Consider the following 23,726-nt stretch of genomic DNA (forward strand, 5'->3'; position numbering starts at 1 on the left):
TGGCATTTGTCCTCCGGCCGCGCTGTCCCGAAGCCCTCGAAGGCATGGTAGGCCAGCGAAGGGCCCCTGCGCCGGTCTACGGTGACAAGGGCGCGTGCGTCGACGGGGCGGCTCCCGGCAGCGACCGGCGGCCGAGCGGCGGGGTGGGCGCGAGGTGCTGCGGGAGAGTCGGTTCCGGCTCCCACCCGTCCGAGGCGGCGTGCAGTGAAAGCCGAACGGCGCTCCTGCGAGCGGACGCCCGCCCGGTGGCCCTCCCCGGTCGCTCGCACGACGGGATGGTGTGCGGCTGCCACATCCACGTCGGGGTGAACGGGCGTGGTCAAGTCCTCGCGCCGGCCGACCACATGCGCCCCTTGATCCTGACGCTTCAGGCTGTCGCCGCCAACTGGAAGACAGCGGTAGAGGCGCGTGTACCCGTGCGCCCATCCCGAGACAGACAGCAGGCCGGGCCAATGACGAAGCAGCCGAAGCCGTCCCAGCCCGCCCACGGCAAGGGTCCGAGTCCCCACGAGGGCACCAGGCAGCACGGCTGGTCGCCGGACGTGGACGAGACCCGTCAGCAGGAGAACCCGAGTGCCCACCGTTCCTTCCACCCGGATGAGTACGCCCCGGACAAGGGGCCCGGCAGGACGGTTTCCAAGGAAGAGGCCGGAAACCCCCACGGCAAGCCGGTGAAGAGCAGGGGAGCACGCGGGGAGGACCAGAGCAAGGGCTCTGGGGCGAAGGGCATGCACGACCTGGGCCCCCGGGGCCGGTCGCAGCGTCCCAGCGGAACGAAGGGCGCTTCCGCCTCGACGGGTGTGGCCCCCCAGGACCCGCCCGACAAGCGCGGCCGCGGGTAGCGCAGTCTGGGCGTGCGCCATCCTTGCGGTGCGCCACGGCAGTCCCCGAGACGGTCACAGCCGTCCGTGGTCGCGGGCCGACGTTTCGCGCTGAGCCGACGCGAGGCCGAAGGACGAGGGCACGAGCGTCGCTACCGGCACACGAAGGGCTTCGCCCAGTGCCCCGGGTCGCCAGGCCGTCGGCGGTCCAGGAACAGTGTCCGTTCCGGCAGGAGGACTTCTCTCATGGCCGTCCGCAACCAGCTGATTCACCGGTCCCCGCAGGCGGTGTGGGCGGTGCTCGCCGATCCGACCTTGTACGGGGAGTGGGTGGTGGGCCCGTCCGAGTCCACACCGCTCGATCAGGCCTGGCCGGAGGTCGGATCCCGGCTGCGCTACACCGTGCGGCTGGGCCCCTGGTCGACAGAAGGGGTGACGACCGTACGCCATGGGGAAGCCGGCCGGGAGCTGGAACCGGAAGCGTCGTTCAAGTCGCTGGGCACTGCGAGGATCTTCCTTCAGCTCCGGCCGTGGGGCGAGGAGACCCTGGTCGTCTGCGACGAGCACCCCTTGCGCGGCGTGGGCGGAACCCTGCACAACCCCGCGATCGAAGTACTGCTCCAGCTCCGCCACCGGGGGATGCTCGCCCGCCTGGCCAGGACCGTGGAACAGGATCACGCAGGGGCTCGCCATGCCTGACGCGGTGGTGATCGGCGCGCCCGACGGGTTGGTCGCTCGGGACTTCCACGCTCCAGCGCCGGAGCCCGGAGGCGCGGTACGCAGCGACCGAAGACGGACTGCGGTCGGCCCGGAACCAGGCCCTGCCGTTTTCCCGGCCGCGCGGCGGTAACGGAGCGTGTATTCGTGCGGGCAATTCGACCAGCCGGACTGCGGGTGCTCGCAGTCCTTGTAGAAGGTGCCCATGCCGTGGGAGAGCGACTTCGTTGCCGTGCGGTGCGCGACTCCTGGGGCGCCAATGCTGACCTTTTGCTGACCCCAGAGGTTCCAATCAGTTCCTGACCTGTATGAAGACGGATATCTCGTATTACGTTCTGGAACTGGATCGGCCGGAGCAACGAGGAGATCGTCCAGTTCCGCAAGGACTGGATGGAAGGCACCCGCTACGGCGAAGTAAAGGGCTACGACGGCCCCCCGATCCCTGCGCCTGCGCTCCCGCCGGGGCCGCTGAAGGCACGCGGGCGAGTGCGCTGACCTGCCTTTTCTGTAGCAGGTTGATCAGTCGACATCGGCCGAGGAGAGGCCGCATCCCGTACGGAGATCCTTCCGGCGGGGCAGGCGACTTGGGGGCTCTGGAAGGCCCTCTCGGGACCCTCGACGTTTCCCAGGCATGACCAGCTGGGGTCAGCTTCGCCAGGACCAATGCTGACCCAAGGCTGACTTGGGTGACAGTTCGTCAGCTCTGCTGGCGTCCTGCCGCCTGGGTAGCGGTGGCGATCGGGACCCGAGTCGCCCGGTGTAACGCTCCGTATCGAGCAGTAGATCTCGCCGTGCCGCAGGAATCAGGCAGCGTCGCTTGTGGCAGGTGGGCACCCTCGTGATCCGAACGCGGAATCGAAGGCACGGCAGCGCGTCGTAGGCACGAGCAAGTATGGAGCTCCCGAGCCTGCCAGCGAGTGGGGACCGGCAGGCGACGGTTGGTGGGCCGGACGTCGCGGGGGTGATCTGGAGGGGGGATCGGCGGGCCATAGGGCCATACGGACCCAGCCGCGCGGGGATAGCGTTAGGTGTGGCTGCCGACGCCCTTCCTCGTCCGGAGAGAGGGGTCCTTGTCGTCGGCTCGGAGCAGGGCGAATCAGGCTCTAGCGGAGCTGCGGCACACCGACGGGGAGGGCCATGTTCATTCCGGGCTCCTGCCTTGCCGCAGTGCGTGCGCCGGACGGATCTCGCTCTGCCCGGATACTACGTCCTCGTGAATTCTTGTGAACGCGAAAAATCCTGATGTGGTGTCATCTGCATCGCTAGTCTTGATTCGTCACAGCGAGCCCAACGGGCCCGCACCGCACGATGGTTCAGGACGGCTGTGCAGATCAAGCGCGTACGCATCGAGAACTTCTGCTGTTTGTACAAGGTGGACATTGCCTTTGAAGAGATCACCTCGTTCATCGGCCCGACCGGCGTCGTTAAGTCCACCGTGCTCCGTGCACTCGATTGGTTCTTCAACGGTGAAAAGTCGATCGCCTCTGACCACCGAGGACGTCCACTCGGCGGTGGCCGACGGCAGCGAGCGCATCTCCGTTGAGGTTGAGTTTGACGGCCTAAGCGACTTCGACCGTACGGCCCTCGGCCGGTATGCCCCGGACGACGCTGACACTGTCAGCATCTGGCGTACCTGGGAAGATGGTGCGGACAAGATCACCGGCAAGGCCCTCGCGTACGCGCCCTTCGAGGAGGTCCGGAGCGTGGCCGGCGGCGCGATACCGAAGCGCAGGGCGTACAACGAGCTTCAGGACAGGGCCCCCGGCCTTGGCCTGCCGAGCGTTGGCAGCGAGAAGACTGTGAACGAGGCCATGCTCGCCTGGGAGCGGGACCATCGGGACCAGCTCACCGAAGCCAAGATCGAGGACACCCACTTCTTCGGGTTCGCCGGGCAGAGCAAGCTCGCCCAGCTCATCGACTTCGTCTTTGTCTCTGCCGACCTTCGCGCGTACGAGGAAGCTGACGACCAGAAGGCCTCCGCCGTCGCCCGCATCCTCGACCACGCCGTCGACCGCACCGAGGCCGACACACAGCTTGGCGAGATCGAGGAGAACGCTCAGCTCGCCCGCCAGCTGGTCCACGACAATGTCTACGGACCGGCCCTCAAAGATGTCTCCGCCGCTCTCTCCGCCGAGGTCGCCAAGCTCACCGTGGGACGGCAAGTGGTCGTGACGCCGACTGTGCGGGCGCCGAGGCCAGCCAAGACTGCCTTCCAGGTGAGCATCAAGGACGGCGCGGCCGAGACCTCCGTGTCCCGGCAGGGGCACGGATTCCAGAGGGCACTGATCATCGCGGCGCTGAAGTACCTGGCCGACCGCAGGCGGCCGTTGAGCGGATCGCGGACGCTGTGCCTGGCGGTCGAGGAGCCGGAGCTGTTCCAGCACCCGCCGCAGGCGCGGACCTTTGCGAAGGTGTTGCGCGAGCTGGTGACGTCGTCTCCCTCGGGGCGTACGCAGGTGATGTACGCGACGCACAGCCCGGTCTTTATCGACCCCGCTAGACACCACCAGGTACGTCGACTCACTCGTGACGCCGGAGCGGAGTACCCGGTCACCCGGGTGAGGCAGGTGACGGAAGACGAGCTGTGCCGTTCGTTGGAGGGCCTGGTGAAGGCGGAGGCAGTCCGGCGCCGAACCCGCACTGGGCTGCTGCCAGCCGGTCCGGCCAGGGGCTGGCCGCCCTGACTGGCAATGCCCAGCATCTGTTCGGCACGCTGCTCGGGCAGCAGCGCCTCGATCCGCAGCGCGGTCACGTCGTCTTCGCGGCGCCGGCCAGCAGCGTGCCCACGGCGCCCAGCACGGACGGCTCGACCCGGTAGCAGACCCACTACCCCGGAGCTCGGAGGACCCCGTAGGCCCCTCCGCATCGTTCATCACTGGGCAATCCGTCCACGTCGACGGCGGCTGGCTGCTGCACTGAGACCGTCAACAAGCAAGGAGACAGACCGAAATGATCGAACGAGTCCGCGCCGTCCTCGTCACCGCTGACGACACGATGCTGGTCATCCGCCGCACCAAGCCCGGCACCCCCGTGTACTGGGTCCTGCCCGGCGGCGGCGTCGAACCCAGCGATGAGTCGCGGGAGGCCGCCCTTCACCGGGAGATCCACGAGGAGATCGCGGGGAAGGCCGACATCGTCCGACTCCTCCACACGATGGAGTCCGACGACGAGCGTCAGCTCTTCTACTTCGCCCGCATTGCCACCTGGTCCTTCGACGACCGCACCGGTCCCGAGTTCACCGCCGAGGGCCGCGGCGAGTACGCGCTGGAGGAGATCCCGCTGACCGTGGCGGGGCTCGACGGCATCGACCTCAAGCCCGAGGAGATCGCTCACGTCCTCCGGGGCGCCATCGGCGCCGGCGCCCTTCGGGCAGAGGCTGCGAAGTAGCTTCCGGTTTTGTGGACTTGCCGTGGGGGCCAATGCCGAAGTGCATCGGCCCCGACGGCGCCTACGGTGCACTGCGGCTGCTGCGAACACGGCTCCGGACTAGGCGTACACCGCTTGGCCGTGGAAGGCGCCATCGCGCTATTGCACTGGTTCCGCCGCCTACGCATCCGCTGAGAGATCCGCGACGAAATCCACCAGGCCTTCATCACACTCGGTTGTGCCGTCATCTGCTGGCAACGACTGAGGACCTCGCTCTGATCCAAGTCCAAAGTAAGGTGACATCCCATGTCGCGAACTCGCGCCGAAAAACAAGGAGGCGGAATGCTCGCTAACTCGTCGGTGCTGGCGGCCGGAAGGGCTCATTCGGTGGGACGGCGCCGGGATGGAACCGTTCTCGCCGTGGGCAATACCGCAGCCGCTGAATGTCGTGTTGAGCGATGGGAAGACGTCGTCGCTGTGGCGGCTGGCAACGTCCATACCGCGACGAACACCGGCAGGTCTCATACGGTGGGACTCCGGTCGGACGGCACGGTGCTGGCAACGGGGTGGAATGGCGATGGGCAATGTGACGTCGAAGGATGGCGGGGCGTCACGGCCGTGGCCGCAGGCTGGCGCCGCACACTTGGGCTGCTCGCGAATGGCCGCGTGCTGGCAGTCGGCCGGAGTTCAGAAGGACAGTGTGACGTGCAGTCCTGGCGTGAGATGGTCTTCCTCTCGTGTGGCGACTGGCACTCGGTTGGCGTCCGGTCGGACGGTTCTGCGCTGGCCGCGGGGAACAACCGACGACGGCAGTGTGCCGTTGAAGGGTGGCGTGACCTAGCCGCCATTTCGGCTGGGTATCTCCACACCGTCGGTCTCAGAGCCGACGGGCGGGCAGTCGCGACCGGAGACGGGGCGGCCGGGGCGTGCGAGGTCGATGACTGGGAAGACGTGCTGGCGCTCAGCGCGGGTAGCTACCACACCGTCGGGGTCACTGCGTCCGGACGGGTCCTCGCAGCCGGAGACAACAGCTACCGACAGTGCGAAGTCGGCGATTGGCACGACATTGTCGCCGTGGCGGCCGGTTCAACGCACACCCTTGGCCTCCGTGCCAACGGCACAGTCGTGACCGCAGGGAACAATGCCGAGAGACAGTGCGAAGTCGATGACTGGTCCGGAGTCCAGATTCCATAGCCCTCAGGACCGCGCCCTACACGAAATGACTTACCGTCATTCTCCAGCCTTGGAGGCCTCATTCTGATTCCAGTCCTTGGTCGGCGCCAGCTGGTCGAGGGCCTTGGGCGCCGAGGTGAGCGCCGCCACTGTCAGCCAGTGCCTCCGCGCCCCCACTTGCAGTGGCTAGTCGGACAGACGGCCCAGTAGCGCGCCTTGGCCGGACTGGAGAATGTGTGCTGCCTCCAGAAGCACTCGAAGTAGGTCGGCTCCTGCTCGCCGTCGTGGTTCTCCTGGCTCATCCACCGTGCCAGGGTCGGTTCGGTGAGTTCCAGGTGGAAGACGTGCCGGTGCTGGATCTCGAACCGGTACGGGCTGATGTCGTACTCGGTCTCGCCGAGCTTTCGGACGATCTTGAAGTCCGACAGGCCGGTCTCCTCGCGGGCCTCGCGCAGGGCGGCGGCTTCCGGGGTCTCAACGGGGCGGATGCTGCCTGCGGGCACCTGGATGCCGACCTCTTCGTAGGAGTAGTCGGTGTGGCGGAACACCAGCAGGCGTCCGTCGCGCACGACGTAGACGAGGACCTTTTCCTTCGTGACCTTCTCGGGCTTTGCAGCGACCTCCACTTGGTACAGGAACTGGTCCATGAGCCCGGCCCGGTGGAGGACCGGGGCCTGCTTGTCCTGTGGCCGACCGCGATCGGTCGGTGTCCGGGGGAAGCCCAGAGTCTAGGCCCCCAACTTGCTGTCGAATCAGCGTAATTCTGTCGATCGGCCGGCCCGCGAAGGCCCCGACTGCCACCGATTCGGCCGACCGACGCCTGACCCCCGTTCGGGTGTGCGATGCCGAGCCTGCCGCCGGTGCGTGAACCCTTGTCGCCGCCCGATCGGCCATCCCGCTGGCATGGTCGGCCAGCAGTCGCCGGTCCTGACCGCTGCCAGCGTGTCTCGATCATTTCCGTTGTGTCGAATCTGACCGTGTCCGTATCCTCATCTCCATGCGTTGACGGAGACGAGTAGCCACGGATCACGCGAGCAGAGAGAGTCGCCGGCAGCTGTGAAGGCGAACTCGCACCCGTGGTGAAGACCCTCCCGAGCGCGGGGAGGAACGGCTGCCCGGCCCAATGCCCCGCCGGTTCGCCCCCGTCACAGGGCTGAATGAGGCTGCTGCCTTCGGGCGGTGGCGAAAGTGCGGTGGTACCGCGAGTTCCCTTCTCGCCCGCACTCCCAAGGGATCATGACGACGCCCCTGGAGGGCTGCGATGATCCACACTACGAGCCGCGTTCCGACCTCTGACCTACGCGGCCACATCGACCAGACCGTCTCCGTGTCCGGCTGGGTGAACGCCCTCCGGCTGCAGCGCAAGATGCAGTTCGTGATCCTGCGCGACCATTCCGGCATGGTTCAGGTGACCCACAAGCGCGACGGCGGCCCGCTGGAGGCCGTACTCGAGTCCCTCACCCCGGAGTCCGCCGTGCGGATCACCGGGCGCGTCGTGGACACGGCCCAGGTCAAGCTCGGCGGCTTGGAGCTTGTCGCCGAGTTGGCATCGACAGGGTCTTCGAGATCGGTCCCGTCTTCCGGGCCGAGCCGTCGTTCACCTCGCGGCACGCGACCGAGTTCACCGGTGTGGACGTGGAGCTGTCGTGGATCGACGGCGTCGAGGACGTGATGGCGTTCGAGGAGCGGATGCTGGCCCACGCCATCGCCAAGGTCGCGGCGGTCCACGGGGAGCGGATCCGGGAGGTCTTCGGGGTCGAGGTGGCGGTGCCTGAGACGCCGTTCCCGCGGATCACGATGGCTGCGGCGCAGGAGGTCCTGCGGGCCGGCGGTTGGGACCCGGAGGGGGTGAAGGAGGACCTGGACCCGGACGGTGAGCGTCGGATCGCCGCACACATGAAGGAGCAGACCGGGCACGAGTTCGCGTTCATCACGTACTACCCGGCGAGCATCCGGCCCTTCTACCACATGCGCCCGAAGGGGCAGCCAGACCTAACGCTCAGCTTCGACCTGCTGTGGAAGGGCCTGGAGGTCACCACCGGCGCCCAGCGCGAGCACCGCTCCGACGTGTTGCTCAAGCAGGCGGAGGAGAAGGGCATGGACACCGAGCCGATGCAGGACTACATGAACATCTTCCGCTTCGGGTGCCCGCCCCACGGTGGCCTCGGCGCCGGCCTGGGCCGGATCCTGATGGTCATGCTCGGCCTGGACTCGATCCGCGAAGCCGCGTTCCTGTTCAGGGGGCCGAACCGCCTCACCCCCTGAGCAAGCGGTAGACGCATCTCTGCCCCACCGTCGGCTTGGCGGTGTGGCAGAGGGTGGCTCGCTCAGTACCGGGCGTGCCCCAGGGCCACGCCTCGGTGGGGTTCTTGTCCCAATGGTCGCGCAGCGCCAGCTCGCGGGCGGCGCACCGGCCGCGGTGGCACGGACCGCTGTGGGAGAGGGTGACACTCGGCGCGAACGACGAGGGCCTCGATCTCCATGCGCCCAGCATCGCGCCGGTCACGCCCGGGCACGACCGACCGAGGAACTCATGCGGTGTCGTTGCCGACCCGTGCCTCGGATCAGCACCCGTTTCCTTAGTCGGGGCCTGTCCAGTCGAAGGTGATGTGCTTGCTGGACTGGCCTTCGCGGCTCCAGTGGAAGCCGAAGGCGTCGGCGCGGTCCGCCGTGGAGCGGCCCCAGGTCGCGACCTGGCCCGGCCCGGTCTCGCAGCCCGGCAGGTTGGTCGACTGGACCCGGGCGCCCTCGGGAGTCGTCGGTCCGGTGAGCGCCTGAGCGCTTGCCTCGACCCGGTCGGGAATCGTAGCCCGCCAGCCGCCGAGGTCTTCGTCGACCTCGATCTGGATGGGGGCGAAGTCCATGCCCCGCATCTCGGGGGCCATCATGGTCACCATCTCGGCGGGCCAGCTGCCGGCCTGGCCGCCGAAGATCATCTGTAGGGCTGCGCGTTGCGCGTCGTCGGCGCGCTCGTCGAGGAATATCGCCGCGTAGGTGTCGGTGTGCTCGGCCCACACGTTGCCGACGAAGGAGCCGAGCATCAGTACATTGAGGTCGTCAAGCGGTACGTCGCCGTAGTTACCCTCGCGTATGTGCCACGCCAGGACACCGTCGCATTCGCCGTAGGTGGGCAGCTGGGCGAACGAGCAGGGGCAGGGAACGTTGCACCTGCACGTATCGAACCAGTCGCCGACCGCGTGCCATCTGGGAACCGTCGCTGTGGTCTCGGACATCTCGTCGCCTCCTCGTGGCCCGTACGGATGGGAATCACGTCGACGATTGCCCCGCCGGGCGTCGATACAGGCGCTCGGTGCACGGGTCGTCTTCCATTCTCCTCCCGCTGTCACGTGGGCAAAAGCCTGGTGCCCGCGAGCGCGGCCATCGGGGCGGGCACCGGTCAAGGCGTGCGGTGATCTGTACACCCTCGGTGAGCACGCCTAGCCTTGTAAGAGAAGAACTCCCGGGGTCCGGACATCTGCCCGTGGAGTGAGCCGGTCATGGAGACTTGCGCTGTTCGGGAGGGCAGAGGGGCGTCTTTTGCCGCCGTCGCCCGGGGTGGACGCGCGTTTCCCGGTGTGTTCGCTCCGCCTGCCGCACGCTCACCGCCGATCGTTTTCGATGCCGACGCCATCCGCGCAGTCGGATGACGACAATCGTCAAGCGATCGGGAGCAGTCATGACGTGGACTATCTCCGGCAACTACCTGGCCGGTCGCTCATGTGCGGTGGTGTGCGGCTGCGCCGTAGATGCGAAGCCGCACGACCCGCAGGGGCGTGAGGAATTCCTCGGGTGTGCCGCCTTCCATGTGGAAGAAGGGCGCTTGGACGATGTGAACCTGTCCGGGGTGGATTTCGTCCTGTACAACCACTTCCCCTCCAACCTGACCTCCGGCAACTGGAAGGTCGGCCTGGTCATCGACGAGGGGCCACCGACGAACAGACGGACGCGGTGGCGCGTACCGTGTCCGGGAGTGAAGGTGGTGCGTTCGGTGAACTCTCGCAGTTCTACGGCGAGAATCTGGGCGTGGAGCGGGCGAGCGTCTCCCTGTCCGATGGAGAGAAGCCCAGGCTGAGCGTCGGCGGGAAGACCGAGCTGGAATTCGAACCCCTGAGGGGCCCCGATGGCTGGCTCACGACGATGAAGAACGCGATGTTCGGGTTCTCTCCGGAATTCACGCTGGGCCGCGCCGGTAGTTCGAATGCATTCGGGCTGTCGTTCGAGGATGCGTACGGCGAGGTGTCCGACTGCGCCTTCTCCAGCGAACAGCTCGAGGGCGCGCCCACCGGACGGGGTTGAGGCGGGCGCGCAACAGCCGGCTTCGTTTGAACGAGGGAGGGCGACCGCCGTATGGGCCGCCTCCCGCGGGGTGCACGGCGACCGCTCAGCCTGTCCAGCCGGTCATCCGGTCCATGGGGGGACCCGATGTGTCCAGGCCCGGGAGCAGCCAGTCCTGGAAGGGGGCGAGTACGGCCAGGACGAGGAAGGCGAGGCCGACGGCCCAGGTCAGCCAGGGTCCCTGCCGCCACAGCTTCTCCAGGAAGATGACGGCCGCCAGTGCGGCCATCGCGGCCACGTTCATGACGCCGAGGGGAATCAGGACGATCATCAGACCCCAGCAGCACCCGACGCAGTAGAGCCCGTGGTGCGCGCCCACTCGCAGGTCCTTCGCCCAAGGCCTGAATCGTGAGTATTGGAGCAGCTGGAACATCGGGTTGCGGCAGTGCCGCAGGCAGACGCGCTTCAGTGGCCCGAACTGCTGGGCCGCCGCGAGGAGGAACACGGCGGCGCCGATCCAGCGGCCCGCCGCGGGATCGCGGTCCACGAGGTGTCCCGTTATGGCCAGGGCGCCGTACGCGAGTAGCCCGAATCCGGTCCAGGCGAGGAGATACCCGCTGACGAATTCGGCGATCCGCAGAGCGCGGGCGGGTCCGGGCGAGCGGCGGTTGATGCCGCGTACCCAGGTGATGGCCACGGGTGCCACCGAGGGCAGCATCATCGCGGCCATCATGACCACCCACAGCAGCAGGAAGAGGGGGAGCGCCAGGCCCATGGTGCCGGGCTCCATTCCCATGTGGCGGGACTGGCCGATGGTGAGTACCCACGCCAGCGCGGCCAGCAGCACCATCAGGAACCACGCGACCGCCAGGTCACGCGCGGGCAGGAGGGCTCCGGGCCGCGTGGGTGCTGGCGGGGCCAGGCGGAGGTGCGGCATGGAATGTCTCCCAGGGACGCGAGCTGCCTGCCGCCTCAGACACGTCCCGCACCGATGGCGGTGGTGTACCCGCGTGTAGCCGAGACGGGTCTGGTGACATCTCCAGCAGATCACAGAACTGGAAGACTCAAAACCTGGGAGGCCGGTCTTGAGCTCCGCCGATCCCTGTTGGTTGGCCTGCCGCTGTGTCCGGTGACAGTCAGCCTGGACCGATGGCCGTCGAGCGTGGACGGACTCGGCTCAGAGTCCGAAGGCTCCGCCTTCGATGAGGATGAGAAGGCCGATGGCGATCAGGACTGCGGGGAGCGGGATGTGCCCCCAGCGGGCGAGGGCCTTGGCGATGACGGGGCGAGTGGCGAAGCACTTGCCGGCGAAGCACCAGACAGCGACGAGGACCAGGAACACCGCGGCGTACACGCTCATCCCGCCGATGCCGGCGGTGGCGAACACGGGGACGTAGACGCCGATGTTGTCGCCACCATTGGCGAAGGTGACGGCGGCAACCGCCATGACGGTCGCCCGCCCTGTGGGGCCTCGCCCTCGTCGCCTCCGTCTTCGTTGCGGTGCTTCCACGCCTGCCAGGCTGCCTTCAGGCCCAGGGCGAGGGGCAGGAGACCGAGGTAGGGGATGGCCGACTCGGGCCCAGCCCACCGCTCCCGGCTGGTCCACTATCTCGACGAGGTTCAAATGAGCGCACCCACTCCCGTTGCAGTGGTGGGCGTTGGCAGACCGGTCGGGCACCAAGTACGTGCGGAGGCGGCCCATTCCCATTCGTGTGGGGGCTGGCAGTCTTCACCGAGGACCGCACTTGATGGTTGCCGGGGCTGCGGCTCAACCCACAACCTAGGGCAGGTTCGGCTGGCGCACTACGCAGCCAGGCCCACGTCGAGGATCTTGGCGGCCTTGCCGATGGAGCCGGGCATGAGGTGGCGGTAGATCTTGAAGGTGATGTCGAGGGTCTTGTGGCCCATCCATTCGGCGACGTCCGTGATGGGGATGCCGTTGGTGAGGCAGTTCGAGGCGAAGAAGTGGCGGAGGCTGTAGATCACCATGCCGTCGGGGACGTCGACCTCGCCGGCGCGCTTGATGCGCTGCCACTGGTTCTGCAGGTAGTAGGCCAGAAACGGCCTCGTCGGGTCCTGGGGGTGGCGCAGGAGGTAGCCGTCGACGGTGCCGTGCTTGTCGGCGTACCACTCGATCGTCTCGCGGATGCGGGCCGGGAGGGGGACGTCGCGGTAGTCGGTGGGTTTGCGGTGCTTGAGGCGGCCGTACGTCTTGGTGGTCTGATTGACCTGTTCGGTGATGTGGTGGACGTCGCCGGCGACGAGGTTGTTGAGGTTGACGGCGAAGGCATCCCCGTTGCGCATGCCGCAGCCGCTCATCAGGTCGGCGATCAGGAGGAACCGGTCGTCGCCGGCGGTGCGTATGTTGCGGAGCTGGGCGGGGGAGGGGATGACCGCGCGCTCTGGGTCGTACTGCGGGGGCTTCACACCCAGGACGGGGTTCTCCGTGTAGATGCCGAGGCGGTAGGCGTCGAGGAGGACCGACTTGACCTTGTCGAACGCGTTGGACTGGGTGGCCAGGCCGGCGCCGTTGCGCTCCATGGTGCGAATGAAGCCGTCCACGACCTTGTGGTCGAAGGTGCTCATCCGGCGGCTGTTCCAGGAGGGCCGTGACCTCCTGTGGTGGTATATCGAGGAGGTCCGCGGAGAGTTCAGCGACGATCCGGAGGATCCGAGGCGCCGTTGTTCCTCTCCGAACGCCTGCTGCCGGCGGTCTCGGCGCTGAACATGCCGACGCCGGGCATCGCGGTGACACCCTCGACCTTCCGCAAGGCGCTGAAGACGGCGGGGCAGCGGTTCCTCACCGGCCCGGTCACCCGTCTCCACCCCCACTGCTAAGACACGCTTGCGCGACGCACAACTATGAGTGTGGGATGCCGCTGTGGGAGGTACAGAAAATGCTCGGACACGACCGGCCAACGACCACGGTTTCGTACCTCGCCACCGCCCATGCCGACCCGGAGACGGCGAGTCTGGCCGCCTCCGGGCGGGCAGTGCAGCGACTCTTGATGGACAAGGGGAATCTGCGGTGAAGTGGAATCTGCGCTGGGCCGCGGCCAAGCGTGACATCTGGCGGCCCAGCGATCTGCTGGCCGCGTTCCAACAGGTCGGCTTCAACCCGTTGTTGAGCAAGGCCGCGGCCCTGTGGGGCGGCAAACCGATCTCGGTGAGGCTGGATGACCTGGACAAGATGTGCGCCGCGCTGAGCTGCACGGTCGCCGATCTGCTGGAAGCCGAGCCGCTGGCCGCCGCCGACGGAGGAGAGCGGGAGACCGGCAAGCCGGCGGTCGGGGCCGAGGACGGGCCGTACCGCCGGATGCGGCCGACCCCGCGCAGAAGCCAGGGGCGCTCGCGCCGTTCGCTGCCGCCGAACTGACACCGTGGCACGGCGGAAAGCATGGCCGGTCGGACAGTGTCGGGTCTGCCTGAGCTGGGGCGAGAAGCCCCTGCGTATCCTGCTGGCCCGTATCGGCGCCGACGCCCCCATCCACGAGGCCGATGTCCGGTCGCTGCCCGCCGACCGGCCCGGCACCAGTGCACGCCGGATCCTGCAGTTCCTCAGCCGCCGCGGGCCGGTCACCCCCGACCCTGCCCGGCAGGTCGATATCCATCAGCGGGCCATCAACCAGCGCGTCCAGAGTTTCCCCGAGGCCCTCGCTGACGAACTCCGCCGTTGGGTGCTGGTCCTGCGGGGCGAGGGCCGCCGGGAACACCCCGCGATGCCGTTCGAGACGATCCGCAAGTACCTCGGCTACCTCTACCCAGTCCTGACCGCCTGGGCGGCCCGTGTCACCAGCCTGCGCGAGTTCACCAAGGACGACGTCCGAGACGCCCTCAAGCAACGTCCCGGCTCTACGGGGCGGGACCATCTCAGCGCTCTTCGCAGCCTCTTCCAGGCCCTCAAGCAGGAAGGGGTGATCTTCCGCGAACCCACCCGCGGCGTCTCACTGTCCACCTCCGAACACCTGCCCGTGCCCATCCCCACCGACCGCCTCCGCGGCCTGATTGACCGGCCGACACTCCGATGGCGAAGTTTGCCGTCGCGCTCGTCGCCATCCACGCGCTCGGCCGGCGTGAGCCCCGTTGCCTCCTCCTGACCGATCTCGACCTCGCTCGCGGTCGTCCGACGGTCCGGCGGGACCTACGGCACACCGTCTACCTCGACGAAGTCACCCACATCCTCGCGAGTGACCGGCTCCGCGACCGACACCAGCGGTGGCCCGTGACGGCCAACCCCTACCTGCTGGTCAGCCAGCAGACCGTTGCGGACGACCGGTTGCCGCCCGTCTCCACCGTGGTCGTGAACGACATCTTCCGTCCGCTCGGCCTCACTCTGTCCAAGCTCCGCCAGGACCGCATCCTCGACGAGGCCCGCCAGACCGCCGACCCCGTCCACCTCATGCGCGTCTTCGGTATCGCCGCCGAGACCGCGATGAAGTACATCGACACCGCCCTCCCCGAACGCCGGTCCACCCTCTGGCGATAGCTGTCCGGGCCCCGAAATCACCACCGCCCCGTCTGCGAGCCCCCGATACCGGAAGGGCTGCCAGGACAGCCGTGGCACCCTGCCGCATGCCGTGAGAGGATGGAAATCCTTCTGTAGCAGATGCATCGCGATCATTCCGAAAAGAGCTCGTCACCGCGCCGTTTACCGGAACAGCTCCGCTCCGAAGGGGCGATCGTCATGCCGATCGACATGGATCCCGAAGCCACGATTCATGCCCTCGATGGCGCAGGGGTGGATTTCAGTATTCCGAAGTCCGCTCTCACCGATTTCTTGGGCAACGCCGAGTTCACGCCGTACCCGGCACTCTCCGCGGGATTGCTCTCATTGCTCGACGGGCGTATGTTGCAACGCCCGGTCTTCCTCGACGTCATCGTGTTCAACTACGAGCACTCGCCGGGCGATCCATCGCCCCGTCGGCTTGAGGACGTCGATTTCGAGGTCCTCAAGGAGGCGATACTCGAAGGGTTCAACAATCGCTACGCGACGGAGCATACCGATTTCGGGTCACTGCTGAAGCCACAGGACGTGCCGCAACCGCCGCCCGTGCAAACGCTCTCACTCGTGGTCGAAGGCACCGTGAACATTCACGACGGGATCACCTTCGTCGACACGGACAACCCCCGGGTCGAGTCCACGACCAAGCTGATCACAGTGCGCTCGGAGTCGGCGAACGCCATGGTGCCGCAGGAGCTCATCCGGGAGGAGAAGACCTGGCACTTCACCAACGGAGACGTCCGGCTCTCCGTCGCCAACGGCGAAGCGGACGCGGGATCGATCGCGCGCCCCGTCCGGGCCGGATCCTTGAGCGACAGCGCATACGCCTGGCCCGCCACCCCGGGAACGTTCAGGGGCGACGCCGGTTCCGAAGTCAAGCTGCTGTCCCGCATCCGCGTCGGCTACCACCCGGTCGACATCAAGCTCCTGGTCGAGGCCCCCAAGGGCTTCGCCGCCAACCCGGTCGAGCAGGCACGCATCGCGCTCGACCCGGAAGTGCTTCTCGTCCCCGTCGAAGTCGCGCGCTTCTTCTCCGACAGCGTCCCGGTCTCGGAGATCACGGCGGCTGGCCAACTGGCGCTGTGGGACCAGATCCCCGTCATCAGTCCGACTGTCAACGTCCGAAGCGTGGACGGCGGCTCCGGAGAACTGAGGTTCGCGGAGCGCGCATGGGATCTTTGGCCCGAGCCCAACGCCGAGGGCCTCTACACCCATCTCGGCTGGGTCTCACCGGACAGTATCTGGGGCAAGGCGAAAATCAGGTTCCGACTGGTCAATTACATCGACATCAAGACGGACAACCAGCACACCGCCCCGGTGACGGGGCAGGGCGCGGACGACAGACCGCTTCGGGAGAACAACGACACTTTGTCCAGCCACCAGCAGCACATCTCGGACAAGAGTGTACTCAAGGTCATCTTCATGCATCGCATAGAGCACCAGGAGTCGGCGCACATCGGCCGCGCCCTCATCGGCAGCCAGTGCGTGGGCATATCCGCTGGCTCGTCGGACAGGTTCGCGACAATCGCCCATGAGATCGGCCACCTGATCACGGATTCCCAGGTGCACAGCACGGAGCAGGACAACGTCCTGAACGATCCGGGACCGGGGATCCGCATCACGAACGCGCAGATCACCAAGGCAAGGGCCTGGGCGCAGAAATTCTCCGACTTCTGGCAGCACTAGCAATTCAGCATCTGCCGCGGGCCGCCGGGCCCGCGACAGATGCTGTCAGGTCCCGGAGCGGGCCTCGGGCATCCGCTCCAGCTCGATGCCGAAATCCGGCACCACGAGCACGACCAGACCGACCTCCCCACAGATGCCGCGATCGACCACCTCTTCGAGCGGCTCGCCTCCCTCATCTCCCTCGTCCTGCGCAGCACCGGCCGCTTGACCACGTGACCGTGCCACGTACGCGATGAACCCCAGCTGACACCGACGGCTGGACTCCCAACCGCGCGCGGGTTCTGACTCGTTCGCATCCAGGAATCCGCGAACCCGCGTGCTTCCGGCAACGGCGTGGTGATCTACTGGCACGTGAAGCGCAAGAACGTCTGCATCTACTCGCAGCTCAAGAGCTGTTCCTCCTCCTGCTGCCTGCCCTGGTGCCCGGGCCGCGCCGCGCGGCGGATGACGACGTTCAAGCAGCAGGCTCGGCATCCGGCCGCTGAACCGGAGCAACACCGCCGCCCGCGTCGTGACCACCCGCACCCTTCCATGGACGTGATCCAGGCGGGAGCATCCTGGTGACGGTGGACGGGGGGTGGCAGACCGTGGGGCGTGGACGGGGTGCGTGGGCCGGGTCGGCGGTAGCGGGAGGGGCCGCATTGGTGGCGGCTGTGCTGGGGCCGGTGACCAACTACGCCAGTGACGCGGTGCCTGGCTGGGCGGCGCAGGCGTGGGTGATCTGGCCGGTGTTCGCCGTGCTGGTGGTGGTCGGCATCGGGCTGTTGCTGTGGGGCCGGCATCTGGATGCCGCACCAAGGCCCCCGGCGCGGCCGGCACCGGTGAGCCGACTGGCCCGAGGCCAGCAGGCTTCGTTACGCCCCCCGCATGTTCAACGCGTGCGGGGGCGTGAGGGAGAACTCGCCGTGCTGACAGGCATGCTTCGGCGGCCACAAGGCCGGTTCGCGGTGCTGTGCGCGGTCGGCGGGATGGGCAAGACAACGGTGGCCGCGCAACTGGCCACCCAGGCCGAGGCGGCGGGCTGGCGAGTGTTTTGGGTGCGCTGGCGCGACGGCGCCGAGCTGGCGCAGCAGATGGTGCAGGCGGCGCTGGCCTGCGGCCTGCCAGAGGCAGAGCTGGAGGCCGCGCGAGCGGGGCGGGCGAGCCTGCCGGATGTGGTCTGGCGACAGTTGGGCCGGGTGCCGCGGTGGCTGCTGGTGGTGGACAACGCCGACGAGCCGCACGAGATCGGCCCGGCAGGGGAGCCGGTGGCCGACTATCGCGGCTGGATCCGTCCTCACGGCCGGGGCCTGCTGGTGGTGACCAGCCGGGATGGCAGCGAGCAGACCTGGGGTCCGTGCGCACAGCTGCTGCCACTGGAGCCGCTGCCGGTGCGACCTGCGGGGCAGGTCCTGCTGGACGCTGCTCCCGCGGCCGGCACCGCCGAGCAGGCCCGGGAGCTGGCGGCGCGACTGGGCGGGCTGCCACTGGCGTTGCACGCGGCCGGCACCTATCTGGCCGGACCCACCAGCCGCTACCGCACCTTTGCCGCCTACCGCCAGGCCCTGGAACAGGAACTGCGGTTCTTGTTGGGAGCGGCGCACCCGAATGCCTCTCATCCGCAGGTCGCCCGCGCCGTGGTGCGGCACACCTGGGAAGTGTCCTTGGACCAGCTCGCCGGGGAGGGCAACGCTTTGGCCCGCCCCTTGTTGCGACTGCTGGCCCTGCTGGCTCAAGCCCCCGTCCCACTGTCCCTGATCACCCCGGACCTGCTGTCCGTCGTCACCGGACACAACGTCAGCGCGGTGTCCATGGACGCCGCGTTCGCCGGCCTGCACCGCTACGGTCTCCTCGGCCTGCCCCACTCTCCCGGCAGCACCGGCCCGGCGTCGGGCAGCAGTGAGGGGGCGCAGGTGGTGCTGCATCCCCTGATCCGAGAGATCAACGCTGTCGCCCTCACGGCCGAGACCTCCGATCTCGCCGTGTGGCACCGGGCTCTTGCCGAGCGGCTGACCACGGCTGTGCACGAGGCCAACCAGCGCGGGCGCGCTGGTTGGCCTGCAGCCGTGCTCCTCGCCCCCCACCTGCCGCTGCTGCTCGACTACGCGGACCCGCGCACCGCCACGCACCACCGCACCACTCTCAACACCCTGGCGCAGGTGCTGCAGAAGGCTGGCGCTTTCGGTGCGGCGCGCCTGCTGCATGAACGGCTCCTCGACGTCGAGACCCGCATGCTGGGCCCCGAGCACCCCGATACCTTGACCAGCCGCAACAACCTGGGCAATGCCTTGTTCGGAATGGGAGAGCCGGCCGAGGCAATACGCCTGCTCCGGCAGACCCTGGAGGACCGCACCCGCATCCTGGGCCCCGTGCACCCCGATACCTTGACCAGCCGCAATGACCTCGCATGCGCTTTGGACGGGACGGGTGAGCATGCCGAGGCGGTGGGTCTGCTGCGGCAGACCCTCAACGACCGTACCCGTGTCCTGGGCCCCGAGCATCCGCATACCCTGGCCAGCCGGGACAGCCTCGGTCTCGCGCTGGATGGCACGGGCGAGCACGCACAAGCAGTGCGCATCCACCGGAGCACCCTGGAGGACCGCATCCGTGTCCTGGGCCCCGAGCACCACCTCACCCTGCTCAGCCGCCACAACCTCGCCAGCGCCCTGACCAGGGCGGGTGAGCAGACGGAAGCGATACAGCTGCTGCGGCAGGCGCTCAACGACCACGCCCGCATTCTGGGCGACGAGCATCCGCACACGCTGGCCAGCCGGGACAGCCTCGGTCTCGCGCTGGATGGAATGGGCGAGCACGCACAAGCAGTGCGCATGCACCGGCAGACCCTGGAGGACCGCACCCGCACCCTGAGCCCCGAGCACCCGGATACCCTTGCCAGTCGCCACAACCTCGCTCTCGCTCTGACCGGCGCAGGTGAGCAGGCCGAGGCGATAGACCTGCTGCGCCGAACCTTCGATGACCGCGTCCGCATCCTGGGCGACGAGCACACGCATACCTTGAGCACCCGCAACGCGCTGGAGACAGCGCTGGCCATGTCCACCCAACGGCCACAGAACCGGTGGTGGCACTGGTTGCGGCGCAGGAACGTCGCATCCGGTGGCGGTTGAGGAGGCCCTGTATCCCCGAGCTGCCGTCAAGCGACAAGTAGCACTCTGTAATTATTGTTGCATTGCGTGAGCGTAGCGGCGGTTGGGTCCACGGCTGCGAGTGTCGGCAAACGACCGTCTGCCGACACTCACACCCGCTCACGAACCCGCAGGTGGGCACCGTCGACAACCCGCGTCGGAAATCAACGTCGGAGAACGGTCCTTCGGGTGGTTTCCGACGATGCTTCTTGGCCACTGTCGCGCTTCGACGGCCGACCAGAGCCCCGACCATCAGATCGACGCGCTTCTCCGCAACGGTGTCGACCGCGACGACATCCATGTCGACGTCGCCAGCGGCGCGAAGGCGTCCCGGCCGAAGCTCGATCTCGTCATGCAGCTGATGCGCGAGGGCGACACGTTGAAGGTGACCCGGCTCGACCGGCTCTCCCGTTCCGTCCTGCACCTGGTGACCCTCGGCGCCGAGCTGCGCGAGCGCGGGATCGGGCTGCACGTCATCGAGCAGGGCATCGACACCGCCACCATGGAGGGCCGGGTCATGTTCGGGATGCTTAGCGTGCTTGCGGAGCTCCAGAGAGAGTTGACCGCGGCGAACACGAACGATGGGCTCGCCTCCGCGCGGGCCCGCGGCCGGGTCGGCGGGCGCCGGCCGAAGCTCACAGCCGACCGGGCTGAGCTCGCCCAGCAGCTCTACGACGCCCGGGAGAAGAGCTTGGCTGTGCTCCTGGTCGAGGTGGCCGAGCTGATTGCCCGGTGAACGCGTCACCTGTTCCCCCGCACCCGCTTTTCCATCTTCCGGGAGGAACTCCCCCGCTTGGAGAAGGAGTACGCCACGCGCCTTCGTGTTCTCCGGGTCCTCAGCCGTCCCGTCGCCGGAGACCCGGCGGATCATCGGGCCGGATCGATGCCGTGGGATTGCGCGCACTCATCGCGCAGAAGGGCTCCGATCTCGACGACGTCGACGAGGCGTACATGTGCGGCCCGTCCGGCATGACCGCGGATGTGCGCATGGTCCTCACCGAACGCGGGATGGAACCGTCCCGCATCCACTCCGAGCGCTTCACCGCGGTGGCGCCGACCGCCCCGACCGGTGCGAAGCCCGCAGGCACTGCGGGCGGAAACAGCGGCGACGTGTCAGCGCGGCCGTACGACGTCACCGTGATCGACCGGGGCGTCGGCACAACGCTGTCCGTCCGCGGCTCCGAGTCAGTGCTGGACGCCGCTCTCCGTACGGGACTCGACGTACCGTACTCCTGCCGCGAAGGCATCTGCGGCACCTGTCGAGCCAAGGTCATGTGCGGTGACGTCCACCATGACCCCAGCAACCTCGAGCCCGCAGAGGCAGCCGAGGGCTTCGCCCTCGCCTGCCGTACGCGCCCCGCCGGTCATGGCGTCACGTTGGACTTCGACCACGGCTGACCACTGACCACCTGGAGACCCCGACGGGCACGTCTGCGCAGTGCACCGGGTGACAGCAGCGAGGGCAGAGCACGCATCACGCGGGTCGCTGCGATGCCGTACGCGATGCCGAAGATCAGTGAGGCGAGGAAGGCCAAGTGCCTTGAGAAGCCGTCGATCAGCGGGAAGATCTGCCAGTGGGTCAGGTAGATGTACAGGGAGCTGGTGGCCAGGAGGCCGGCGACCTGATTGATGCGTTCGCGGCTGGGGAGGGACGGCACCCACACGAGCAGGGCGAAGGTGGCGATGATGATCGCCTCTCGTCCGGGGTCGCCGGGGAAGAAGCCGGGCACTGTGGCCAGGGCGACGGCCGTGACCACGATTCGCTGTGTCTTGGCGCGTGCTTTCGCCGCCGCCCAGCCGAGTGCGAACAGCCAGAAGACGGTGACCGCGTCGGGCATCTGGGTGCGGTCGGGGAGACCGAGCAGGTCGTAGCGGGTGAGCAGGCCGATGGCGGCGAGCGTCAGGGGCAGGCCGTAGGGGAATCGGCGCTCGGCCCGGTCGGCGAGGGGGAGCGCGAGGAGGGCTACGGCGACGATCAGGATGTAGACCAGTGCCTCGATGAACCAGAAGTGCATGCCCGTCTTGCTGTCCTCGGGCCCCAGCACGCTGTCGAGGAGGGCGAGGTTGGCCAGGGTGTAGTCGTCGTTGAGGAGGAGTACGAAGCCGATCCACATCATGGACGGCACCGCGACCCGCGCGATGCTGAGGCAGGCGCGCCGGACGCGTTCGCCGCGTTCGGCGGTGGTGAGGTGGAAGCGGGCGAAGTTGTAGCCCGCGAGGGCGAGGAGCAGGTGTGCTCCGCCCTTGATGCCGAAGACGTGGATGTGCGAACCGACGATGCAGAAGATCGCCATGGCGCGCAGGGCGACGCTGGTCTCCAGCGCCCGCCTGTGCGCGGGTATCTCTACGTCCGGCGGCCTGAGTTCCCGGATCGGCGTGGTGTGCCAGCCGGTTGGCAGGTGGCCGAGCCGCTCTTCGAGGTGGAGGGACATCTCGACGTACGAGAGCGAGTCGCCGCCCAGGCTGACGAAGCTGCTGTCCGGCGTCACCTCGGGCCGGTCGAGGATGCGTGCGTAGAGCAGGCACAGGTCTTCGGGGCCGCTGCCGAGAGGGTGCTCGGGCGTCGATGGGCCCGTGCCGGCGGGGTGGGCCAGTTCGCGCACCGCGCGGTAGTCGGGCTTGCCCGTGGGCAGACGGGGAAGGTCGGCCAGGAGATGGACGCGGACTGCGCGGGCCGGCAGGCCGCACTCGCTCGTCACCAGGCTTCGTATCCGGCGCGCGGCCGCGGCGCCCGTGCCGATGGCGGCGATGGCGAGGGCATCGTCGTCGCCGGTGCACAGGGACGTGACGTCGTGCCGTGCGAGCATCGTCTCGACCTGTGCCGGGTCGATGCGCAGGCCGAGGATTTTCGCGAACCGGCTGCGGCGGCCGACGATTTCGTAAAGTCCGTCAGGGGTACGCCGCGCGATGTCGCCGGTGTGCAGCTCATCCACCGTCCGGCCCAGGGCGAGGTCCTCGGGGGTGAGGGCGTAGCCGAGCATGACGTTCGGCCCCGCGTAGACGAGCTCGCCGGTGTTCTCCGCGGGCCATTCGGGCAGCGGTTGGAGCCGGAAGGAGCCGCCGGGGATCGCGATTCCGGCTGCCTCGGGATGGGTTTCCGCGAGGGCGGGTGGCAGGTAGGCCATGCGGGCCGTGGCCTCGGTCTGTCCGTACATCGCGAACAGCTCCCAGCCGGCGGCACGGCCGAGGGCCGCGTAGTGCCGTACCCGGTCGGGGGCGAGCCGGCCGCCTGCCTGGGTGACGTAGCGCAGGTGGGGCAGGTCCATCGCGGCGAAGCCGACGCGGTCGAGCAGGTCGAAGGTGTACGGGACGCCCGCGAAGGTCGTTCCTCGGGCATTCCGGAACAGCTTCCAGAAGCAACTGTCCGCCACCGAAAGGTCGGTGAGGATCAATGCGGCGCCGCGCAGCAGATGGCTGTGGATGACGGAAAGGCCGTAGCAGTAGTGCATAGGCAGCGTCGTGGCCGCGCGATCGGTGTCCCGGATTTCCAGGTAATCGGCTATGGATTCAGCGTTGGCCTGAAGGTTTTCGTGCGACAGGCGTACGAGTTTCGGGGATCCGGTCGATCCGGAAGTGCTCAGCAGCAGCGCGAGATCCGGGTGCAGGTCATGTGCCGAGAAGGGGCGCCGCTCGTCGAGTACCCATCGCCCGCCGTCCGGGTGTGCCACGACGTCCGGGTCGTACGCGTCGATGAGCGACTGCACGGCTTCCGGGTGGTCGCCCGGCACCAGCAGGACCGGGTGCCCCGCCGCGAGAGCGGCGAGGTGGACGACGAGCGCCTCGACGGTGTTGGCGCCGATCACCATGACCAGACGGCGCGTCCGGCCCAGACGATTGGCTGTCGCTTCCACCCGGGCGGCGAGCTCGCTGTAGGTCACCGGGCCGTCGGCGGTGATGGCCGCGGTGCGGCCGCCGTGGGCCGCGAGGGCGCCGGCGAACCGAACGGTTTTGGTACCCGGGAGTAGGGCGGGAAGGGCTGTCACGAGCGCATCTTAGGAAAGCCTTACCTCAGGGGATAGTCACAGGAAAGTCACAGCTGAGACATTGAAGATCCATAAGGAATTC

General features: G+C 68.0%; 24 protein-coding genes and 3 pseudogenes. 21 read left to right on the top strand and 6 right to left on the bottom strand.

Annotation, left to right across the window (positions count from 1 at the left end):
* Nucleotides 1-452: 452 nt before the first annotated feature.
* The 7 genes and pseudogenes from ACWGE1_RS05165 (at nucleotide 453) to ACWGE1_RS05195 (ending at nucleotide 6,098) form a co-directional block, all read left to right on the top strand.
* Nucleotides 453-842 carry a hypothetical protein gene (locus ACWGE1_RS05165; protein WP_453419178.1) on the top strand — a complete coding sequence of 130 codons (390 nt, stop codon included), beginning with the start codon at nucleotides 453-455 and terminating at the stop codon, nucleotides 840-842.
* Between the two features lie 225 nt (nucleotides 843-1,067).
* Nucleotides 1,068-1,520 (top strand): SRPBCC family protein, encoded by a 453-nt coding sequence (locus ACWGE1_RS05170; RefSeq protein WP_453419179.1) that lies wholly within the window; start codon nucleotides 1,068-1,070, stop codon nucleotides 1,518-1,520.
* 345 nt (nucleotides 1,521-1,865) lie between these two features.
* Nucleotides 1,866-2,033 (top strand): annotated as a pseudogene (locus tag ACWGE1_RS05175) (pirin); the annotation flags it as partial.
* 829 nt (nucleotides 2,034-2,862) lie between these two features.
* Entirely contained in the window at nucleotides 2,863-3,081 is a 219-nt protein-coding gene (locus tag ACWGE1_RS05180) for an AAA family ATPase (RefSeq protein ID WP_453419180.1), read from the top strand.
* Complete coding sequence (locus ACWGE1_RS05185) at nucleotides 3,050-4,222, top strand: ATP-dependent nuclease (RefSeq protein ID WP_453419181.1); 1,173 nt, start codon at nucleotides 3,050-3,052, stop codon at nucleotides 4,220-4,222. Before ACWGE1_RS05180 ends, ACWGE1_RS05185 begins: the two co-directional genes overlap by 32 nt.
* A 265-nt stretch (nucleotides 4,223-4,487) precedes the next feature.
* Nucleotides 4,488-4,925, top strand: coding sequence for an NUDIX hydrolase (locus ACWGE1_RS05190; protein ID WP_453419182.1), 438 nt, complete (start codon nucleotides 4,488-4,490; stop codon nucleotides 4,923-4,925).
* Between the two features lie 321 nt (nucleotides 4,926-5,246).
* On the top strand, nucleotides 5,247-6,098 hold the full coding sequence (locus tag ACWGE1_RS05195) for an RCC1 domain-containing protein (protein ID WP_453419183.1): 852 nt from the start codon (nucleotides 5,247-5,249) through the stop codon (nucleotides 6,096-6,098).
* Nucleotides 6,099-6,229: 131 nt separating this feature from the next.
* Here ACWGE1_RS05195 and ACWGE1_RS05200 read toward each other — a convergent pair whose 3' ends face one another.
* Entirely contained in the window at nucleotides 6,230-6,724 is a 495-nt protein-coding gene (locus ACWGE1_RS05200) for an NUDIX hydrolase (RefSeq protein WP_453419184.1), read from the bottom strand.
* Between the two features lie 614 nt (nucleotides 6,725-7,338).
* Here ACWGE1_RS05200 and ACWGE1_RS05205 point away from each other — a divergent pair.
* Nucleotides 7,339-8,342, top strand: a pseudogene (locus ACWGE1_RS05205) (amino acid--tRNA ligase-related protein).
* 314 nt (nucleotides 8,343-8,656) lie between these two features.
* Here the strand turns inward: ACWGE1_RS05205 and ACWGE1_RS05210 are convergent.
* The gene (locus ACWGE1_RS05210) at nucleotides 8,657-9,310 is read right to left on the bottom strand and encodes a DUF1326 domain-containing protein (RefSeq protein ID WP_453419185.1); all 654 of its coding nucleotides are present in this window, start codon (nucleotides 9,308-9,310) and stop codon (nucleotides 8,657-8,659) included.
* Nucleotides 9,311-9,753: 443 nt separating this feature from the next.
* Between ACWGE1_RS05210 and ACWGE1_RS05215 the strand changes: the two are divergent.
* Nucleotides 9,754-9,939: pseudogene (locus ACWGE1_RS05215) on the top strand (DUF1326 domain-containing protein); the annotation flags it as partial.
* A gap of 86 nt (nucleotides 9,940-10,025) precedes the next feature.
* A complete protein-coding gene (locus ACWGE1_RS05220) occupies nucleotides 10,026-10,373 on the top strand; it encodes a DUF1326 domain-containing protein (RefSeq protein ID WP_453419186.1) in 348 nt (115 codons plus the stop codon).
* Nucleotides 10,374-10,458: 85 nt separating this feature from the next.
* On the opposite strand, the gene ACWGE1_RS05225 is transcribed toward ACWGE1_RS05220, so the two are convergent.
* The 3 genes from ACWGE1_RS05225 to ACWGE1_RS05235 form a co-directional block, all read right to left on the bottom strand.
* The gene (locus ACWGE1_RS05225; protein ID WP_453419187.1) at nucleotides 10,459-11,289 is read right to left on the bottom strand and encodes a DUF2182 domain-containing protein; all 831 of its coding nucleotides are present in this window, start codon (nucleotides 11,287-11,289) and stop codon (nucleotides 10,459-10,461) included.
* A gap of 240 nt (nucleotides 11,290-11,529) precedes the next feature.
* Nucleotides 11,530-11,799 carry a cadmium resistance transporter gene (locus ACWGE1_RS05230; protein WP_453419188.1) on the bottom strand — a complete coding sequence of 90 codons (270 nt, stop codon included), beginning with the start codon at nucleotides 11,797-11,799 and terminating at the stop codon, nucleotides 11,530-11,532.
* Nucleotides 11,800-12,155: 356 nt separating this feature from the next.
* Entirely contained in the window at nucleotides 12,156-12,938 is a 783-nt protein-coding gene (locus ACWGE1_RS05235) for a tyrosine-type recombinase/integrase (protein WP_453419189.1), read from the bottom strand.
* Nucleotides 12,939-13,034: 96 nt separating this feature from the next.
* On the opposite strand from ACWGE1_RS05235, the gene ACWGE1_RS05240 reads away from it, so the two are divergent.
* The 11 genes from ACWGE1_RS05240 to ACWGE1_RS05290 all read left to right on the top strand — a co-directional run bounded on the left by ACWGE1_RS05240 (nucleotide 13,035) and on the right by ACWGE1_RS05290 (nucleotide 21,059).
* On the top strand, nucleotides 13,035-13,190 hold the full coding sequence (locus ACWGE1_RS05240; protein ID WP_453419190.1) for a hypothetical protein: 156 nt from the start codon (nucleotides 13,035-13,037) through the stop codon (nucleotides 13,188-13,190).
* Nucleotides 13,191-13,225: 35 nt separating this feature from the next.
* On the top strand, nucleotides 13,226-13,384 hold the full coding sequence (locus tag ACWGE1_RS05245) for a hypothetical protein (RefSeq protein WP_453419191.1): 159 nt from the start codon (nucleotides 13,226-13,228) through the stop codon (nucleotides 13,382-13,384).
* The gene (locus ACWGE1_RS05250) at nucleotides 13,381-13,728 is read left to right on the top strand and encodes a helix-turn-helix domain-containing protein (protein WP_453419192.1); all 348 of its coding nucleotides are present in this window, start codon (nucleotides 13,381-13,383) and stop codon (nucleotides 13,726-13,728) included. Before ACWGE1_RS05245 ends, ACWGE1_RS05250 begins: the two co-directional genes overlap by 4 nt.
* A 4-nt stretch (nucleotides 13,729-13,732) precedes the next feature.
* Entirely contained in the window at nucleotides 13,733-14,449 is a 717-nt protein-coding gene (locus tag ACWGE1_RS05255; RefSeq protein WP_453419193.1) for a site-specific integrase, read from the top strand.
* Nucleotides 14,450-14,574: 125 nt separating this feature from the next.
* A complete protein-coding gene (locus tag ACWGE1_RS05260) occupies nucleotides 14,575-14,838 on the top strand; it encodes a hypothetical protein (protein WP_453419194.1) in 264 nt (87 codons plus the stop codon).
* Between the two features lie 198 nt (nucleotides 14,839-15,036).
* Entirely contained in the window at nucleotides 15,037-16,539 is a 1,503-nt protein-coding gene (locus ACWGE1_RS05265) for a hypothetical protein (RefSeq protein ID WP_453419195.1), read from the top strand.
* Nucleotides 16,540-16,578: 39 nt separating this feature from the next.
* Nucleotides 16,579-16,755, top strand: a complete 177-nt coding sequence (locus ACWGE1_RS05270; RefSeq protein ID WP_453419196.1) for a hypothetical protein — start codon at nucleotides 16,579-16,581, stop codon at nucleotides 16,753-16,755.
* A 135-nt stretch (nucleotides 16,756-16,890) separates the two neighbouring features.
* Nucleotides 16,891-17,103, top strand: coding sequence for a hypothetical protein (locus ACWGE1_RS05275; protein ID WP_453419197.1), 213 nt, complete (start codon nucleotides 16,891-16,893; stop codon nucleotides 17,101-17,103).
* A 101-nt stretch (nucleotides 17,104-17,204) separates the two neighbouring features.
* Nucleotides 17,205-19,643: an FxSxx-COOH system tetratricopeptide repeat protein gene (fxsT, locus tag ACWGE1_RS05280; RefSeq protein WP_453419198.1), complete on the top strand. Its 2,439-nt coding sequence runs from the start codon at nucleotides 17,205-17,207 to the stop codon at nucleotides 19,641-19,643.
* 220 nt (nucleotides 19,644-19,863) lie between these two features.
* Nucleotides 19,864-20,397, top strand: coding sequence for a recombinase family protein (locus ACWGE1_RS05285; protein ID WP_453419199.1), 534 nt, complete (start codon nucleotides 19,864-19,866; stop codon nucleotides 20,395-20,397).
* Nucleotides 20,398-20,549: 152 nt separating this feature from the next.
* Entirely contained in the window at nucleotides 20,550-21,059 is a 510-nt protein-coding gene (locus ACWGE1_RS05290; RefSeq protein WP_453419200.1) for a 2Fe-2S iron-sulfur cluster-binding protein, read from the top strand.
* Here the strand turns inward: ACWGE1_RS05290 and ACWGE1_RS05295 are convergent.
* A complete protein-coding gene (locus tag ACWGE1_RS05295; protein ID WP_453419201.1) occupies nucleotides 21,026-23,644 on the bottom strand; it encodes an AMP-binding protein in 2,619 nt (872 codons plus the stop codon). The two genes, ACWGE1_RS05290 and ACWGE1_RS05295, sit on opposite strands and share 34 nt — an antisense overlap.
* Between the last annotated feature and the right edge of the window lie 82 nt (nucleotides 23,645-23,726).

The organism is Streptomyces sp. NPDC054932 (assembly GCF_053610205.1).